Annotated in this window: 6 protein-coding genes and 1 pseudogene; all 7 read left to right on the top strand. The window is 73.4% G+C overall.

Translation table 11 applies throughout. The annotated features are described in order from the left end of the window. Positions 1–161: 161 nt before the first annotated feature. Complete coding sequence (locus tag ABZW03_RS37440; protein ID WP_355268837.1) at positions 162–932, top strand: HAD family hydrolase; 771 nt, start codon at positions 162–164, stop codon at positions 930–932. 153 nt (positions 933–1,085) lie between these two features. After that, positions 1,086–1,535: a nuclear transport factor 2 family protein gene (locus tag ABZW03_RS37445; protein WP_355268839.1), complete on the top strand. Its 450-nt coding sequence runs from the start codon at positions 1,086–1,088 to the stop codon at positions 1,533–1,535. Positions 1,536–1,548: 13 nt separating this feature from the next. Beyond that, positions 1,549–1,695, top strand: a pseudogene (locus ABZW03_RS37450) (aminoglycoside phosphotransferase family protein); the annotation flags it as partial. Positions 1,696–1,830: 135 nt separating this feature from the next. Further along, complete coding sequence (locus ABZW03_RS37455) at positions 1,831–2,355, top strand: RICIN domain-containing protein (RefSeq protein WP_355268841.1); 525 nt, start codon at positions 1,831–1,833, stop codon at positions 2,353–2,355. Between the two features lie 264 nt (positions 2,356–2,619). Beyond that, positions 2,620–2,901: a hypothetical protein gene (locus ABZW03_RS37460; RefSeq protein ID WP_355268843.1), complete on the top strand. Its 282-nt coding sequence runs from the start codon at positions 2,620–2,622 to the stop codon at positions 2,899–2,901. Positions 2,902–3,153: 252 nt separating this feature from the next. Then, positions 3,154–3,807, top strand: a complete 654-nt coding sequence (locus tag ABZW03_RS37465; RefSeq protein ID WP_355268845.1) for a DUF1707 domain-containing protein — start codon at positions 3,154–3,156, stop codon at positions 3,805–3,807. Between the two features lie 158 nt (positions 3,808–3,965). Next, entirely contained in the window at positions 3,966–4,766 is an 801-nt protein-coding gene (locus ABZW03_RS37470) for a serine hydrolase (RefSeq protein ID WP_355268847.1), read from the top strand. Positions 4,767–4,768 lie beyond the last annotated feature (2 nt).

The following is a 4,768-nucleotide window of genomic DNA, read 5'->3' on the forward strand; positions in this document are numbered from 1 at the left end:
CCGCAGTGGCTCCCTCCTCCGCCTTGCGATGCACGCACCCCAACGCCGCCCCGCCCGCCCTCCGGGCGGACGACGGGAGTTTGAAGACGGACCCTAGGGGCCGGCCTCGAAGGCCCGCGGTGGGCGGTGGATCGGGTACGGAACCCGGTGGATACGATCGCATGGTGATCACTTCCAGCGCCCGCACCACGGTCTTCGACATCGACGGCACGCTCTGCTTCGACGGACGGACGATCGACGGCCGGATCCTCGCGGCCCTCGACGCCTGCGAGCGGGCCGGCCACCAGCTGGTCTTCGCCTCCGCCCGGCCGGTCCGCGACCTCCTGCCCGTCCTCGACGGGGCCTTCCCCACCGCCACGCTGATCGGCGGGAACGGCAGCCTGGTCTCCGTCGACGGCCGGGTGCGGGCGCGGGCCGCGTTCGAGCCCGGGGAGTTCGGCCGACTGCTGGCCGAGGCCGAGCGGTTCCGGGCGGGCTACCTCGCCGACGGCCCGTGGGACTACGCCTACACCGGACCGGCCGACCACCCGATCCGCGGCCGGGTCGACCAGGGCGGCCTCGCCCGCCGGGTGGAGCTCGCCGAACTCCCCGCCGTGGTCAAGTTCCTGGTGGTCGACGCGACCGACCTGGCGGCCCTCGCCGAGGCCGGCCGCGCGCTCGGGATGACCGTCAACCACCACCTCGACGAGGCGATCGTCGACTTCGCCCCGGGCACCACCAACAAGTGGGAGGCGCTCACCTCGCTGGGGATCGACGCCTACGACGCCTTCGGCAACGACGTCAACGACCTGGACCTGCTCCGCAACGCGCGGCACTCGGTCCGGGTCGGCACCCACCCGGGCCTGGACGGCGTCGCCCGGGTCACCGTCCCCGCCGACCCGGAGGCCGTCGCCGCCGAGATCTCCCGCCTGGCCGCAGCGGTCGGCCGGTAGCCGCAGCTGGGGCAGGCCCGGGTGCCGAACCGTTTCGGCGTGCGATGCGGCCCCGCCGAGCAAGTTCCGACGCCCGATCAAGGAGCTCGACCCAGCAGCGTGATCGAGGCGTGGGAGAGTCGGGGGAGCCGACTGCCGATCCCGGGGAGGGACATGTCCGCGCCCGTCGATCCGGTGCCGAGCCACCGGGCGATCGAGAACCTGATCGCGCGCTATGCCGAGCTCGTGGACGACGGCGACTTCGCGGGCGTCGGCGCGCTGCTCGCCGATGCCGTCTTCGTCGGCAGCGGTGCTCCGCTGAGCGGGGGCGCGGCGATCGAGGCGATGTTGCGGGAGACGATCGTCGTGTACGCCGACGGCACGCCGCGGACCCAGCACGTCACCAGCAACGTGGCCGTCGAGGTCGACGAGCGGGCCGGGACGGCGGCCGCCCGCTCGTACGTCACCGTGCTGCAGGCGCTGCCCGAGCTGCCGCTGCAGACCATCGCCGCCGGGCGGTACCACGACCGCTTCGCGCGCGGGGACGGCGGGCGGTGGCGGTTCGTGGAGCGGCGGGTGCGGATCACCCTGGTCGGCGACGTGAGCCGCCATCTGCGCCGGTAGGGTTCGCCGGGCCCGGCTCGCCCGCTACGCGCCGGCGCAGCGCCTCCCGCTGACGGCGGGCCCGCTGCGGCTGCTCGACGGGGACTGCCCGGCCCGGGAGGCCATGGCCGCCATCGCCGAGCACGACCTCCGGCGGGCCCTTCAACTGGTCGACGGTTGACGGGAGTTGACCGACGACCGGTCGTGCACGGATTCCCGCCCGGCTGCCGCGCTTTCCCGCCAATCGAACGCCCGATCGTTCCGCCGATCACCGGTCGGGTAGGCATGCGGTTCCACCCACCTTCCAAGGAGAGTCGTGAATCTTCGGATCGGCAAGGGAACAGCGGCGCTGGTCGCCGGGATCGTGATCACCGCGGGTTTCGCGGCCGCACCGTCCGCCGAAGCTGCCGGAGCCGCCGGTGCTGCGGTCGCCGGCTCGGTGGCGTCGGGGGAGGTCACCTTCGTCAACGTGAACTCGGGCAAGTGCCTGGAGATCTGGGGTGACGCCACCAACGACGGTGCCCGCGCCGGACAGTGGGACTGCAACGGATCCGCCACCCAGCACTGGCGGATGAACTTCACGGGCGAATGGGCGACCATCGTCAACGTGAACTCCGGCAAGTGCCTGGAGATCTGGGGCGATGCCACCAACGACGGCGCCCGCGCCGGACAGTGGGGGTGCAACGGATCCGCCACCCAGTACTGGCGCTGGATCTCCACCACCGAACTCGTCAACCTGAACTCGGGCAAGTGCCTGGAGATCTGGAACGACGCCACGCACAACGGCGCGCCCGCCGGCCAGTGGCAGTGCAACGGATCCGCCACGCAGCGGTGGCGCTGAGATCCACCCGCGCCCGGCCGCCCGGTGGCCCCGAGCGGCCGAACGCGGCGGCCGACCCCGGCCGACCCCGGGTGAGCCCGGCCGAGGCTCTGGAGTGGGAAGTCGGCCCGGCCGACTTCCCACTCCCGGCGGATCGGCCGGGCCGGGCGGTACGGCGGTTCGGGGGATTGCGGCCGGGGTTCCGACCCGGAGAGGACGCTGCGGGAATCCATGCCCCGGAAGGGCGCCGTTACCGGTTGTGCGCCCTCGGAAGGGAGAACAGTCATGCGTCGTCGAATCGCCGCGGTCGGGATGCTGGCCACCGCCGGTGCGCTCGCGCTCGCCGTACCCGCGCAGGCAGCGACGGGAACCCTGACGGTGAACGGTGTCATCCGGCAGAACCCGGCCCGGGGGTGCTACCCGACGTTGTCGCCGGTGATCGTCGAGAACCTCACCGACGTGACGGTCCAGGTGTACTCCGCGGCGAACTGTCAGGGGACGGTGACGCGGGTGGTGGCACCCGGGATGTCCGCGGCCACGGTCGGGTTCAGCTACTTCGTCAACTGAGGTCGGGGTAGGGCCGGAGTGGGAAGTCGGCGGGTCCGACTTCCCACTCCGCGTTCCGTGGGCGGAGGAGGCCGCAGGGAGGGGGCGGGCCTGGCAGGAACCCCTATCGCGATATATCGTGAGTTCCGGTCCGCGCCGCCGAGCGCGCCGCCGAGCGCGCCGCCGACCGTGCGACCGACCGCGCGACCGACCGCGTCGCCGAGCACCGCGCGCGAAGGCCTTCGTCACGTTCAGGACGGGAAGACGGGAAGCATGCCGGGAGAGATCGTGCCCGCCGGGAAGCAGGCCGGCCGCAGCTCGCGGCCCGAGTTGCGGGCCTCGCACGCGGACCGGGACAGGGTGGTCGAACTGCTGGTCGTCGCGGCGGGCGACGGCCGGCTGACCTCGGACGAACTGGACCAGCGCGTGGAGGCCGCCCTGTCGGCGCGGACGGTCGGCGAGCTGGCCGAGCTCACCGCCGACCTGCCGGCCGTGGCGGTCTCCGCCGGCGGGGTCGTGGCGGAGCCCAAGGACGTGGTCCGGATCGACCAGCGGTTCAGCCCGGTCAGGCGGGAGGGGCGCTGGGTGGTACCGCGCCGGCTGGAACTCCGCGCGGAGTGGTGCGAGGTGACGCTCGACTTCACCCAGGCGGTGATCACCCACGACACCCTGCGGATCGACCTGGACATGCAGGGCAAGACTTTGACGCTGATCACCGGGCCGGACGTCGTGGTCGACGCCGACGGCCTGAGGCTGGAGTTCAGCCGGGTCCGGAACCACCGGGGCCCGGAGGCCGCGAGGCCGGTCACGCTGCGCGTGGAGCTGGTCGGCCGGAAGAGCCACGGGCGGGTCGTCGTACGGCAGTCGCGGCGGACGGCCGGCCGGTGGCTGCGGCGCAGGCCCGCGGCGCCGCCGCCCGGCAACTGAGCGCGCCGGCGGGGGAAGGCGGTTGGGCACGCCGGCGGGGGAAGGCGGTTGGGCACGCCGTCACGGAACGACGCCCGAGCGCACCGCCGGGGGACGGTGTCGCGTGTCGTTCGCCGCAACGGCTGGGGTCCGGCCCCGGCCTCCCCTACCCTTCCCCCATGCTCTCTGTGGTGGTGGCCCCCTGGGCGGGTGACGCGAAGCCGGTGTTCGTCCGCAACCCGGACGAACTGCACGATGCCGCGAGCACGATGAAGGTCGCGGTGCTGGCCGCGCTCTGCCGCAGCGGGGTCAACCTCGACGCCGAGGTCCCCGTGGTGAACCGCTTCGAGTCCGTCGTGGGCGGCGAGTTCGGCAACGACCCGGACTGGGACAGCGATCCGCTCCCCTGGGAGCTGTTGGGCACCCACGTCCCGCTCCGCCTCCTCGCCGAGCGGATGATCACCCACTCCTCCAACCTCGCCACCAACCTCTGCCTGGCCCGCACCACCCAGCAGGCGGTGGCCGACGTCTGGCGGCGCGCCGGGGCCACCCACAGCGCCACCCCGCGCGGGATCGAGGACTACGCGGCGCGCGCCCAGGGCGTGCACAACCGGGTGAGCGCCCGCGACCTGGTCCGCCTGCTGCGCTCGCTGGCCGGCGAGCCCGAACTCCTCGCACTCCTCGAACAGAACGACTTCCGGGTCGACCTCGCCGCCGGCCTGCCGTCCAACACCCGGATCGCCTTCAAGAACGGCTGGTTCCCCGGCGTGCGGCTCAGCGTGGGCGTGGTCCAGTCGGCCGACTGCCCGCCCTACCTGATCGCCGTCTGCTACACCGGCCCGCTCGCCGACGGCACGGACCGCACCGACCCGGCGGCCCGGCTGCTCGCCCGCATCTCCCGGGCGGTGTGGGACCGGCGGGACGAGATCACCCCGCGAGCGCCGTCAGCCCGTCCAGCGCCGGCTCGTTCAGCAGGTTGACC

The organism is Kitasatospora sp. NPDC004799 (assembly GCF_040609095.1).
Classification (GTDB): Bacteria; Actinomycetota; Actinomycetes; order Streptomycetales; family Streptomycetaceae; genus Kitasatospora.

Coding starts and splice junctions, on each gene's coding strand:
- ABZW03_RS37440 (WP_355268837.1), top strand. CDS start 162: ATGGTGATCACTTCCAGCGCCCGCACCACGGTCTTCGACATCGACGGC.
- ABZW03_RS37445 (WP_355268839.1), top strand. CDS start 1,086: ATGTCCGCGCCCGTCGATCCGGTGCCGAGCCACCGGGCGATCGAGAAC.
- ABZW03_RS37460 (WP_355268843.1), top strand. CDS start 2,620: ATGCGTCGTCGAATCGCCGCGGTCGGGATGCTGGCCACCGCCGGTGCG.
- ABZW03_RS37465 (WP_355268845.1), top strand. CDS start 3,154: ATGCCGGGAGAGATCGTGCCCGCCGGGAAGCAGGCCGGCCGCAGCTCG.
- ABZW03_RS37470 (WP_355268847.1), top strand. CDS start 3,966: ATGCTCTCTGTGGTGGTGGCCCCCTGGGCGGGTGACGCGAAGCCGGTG.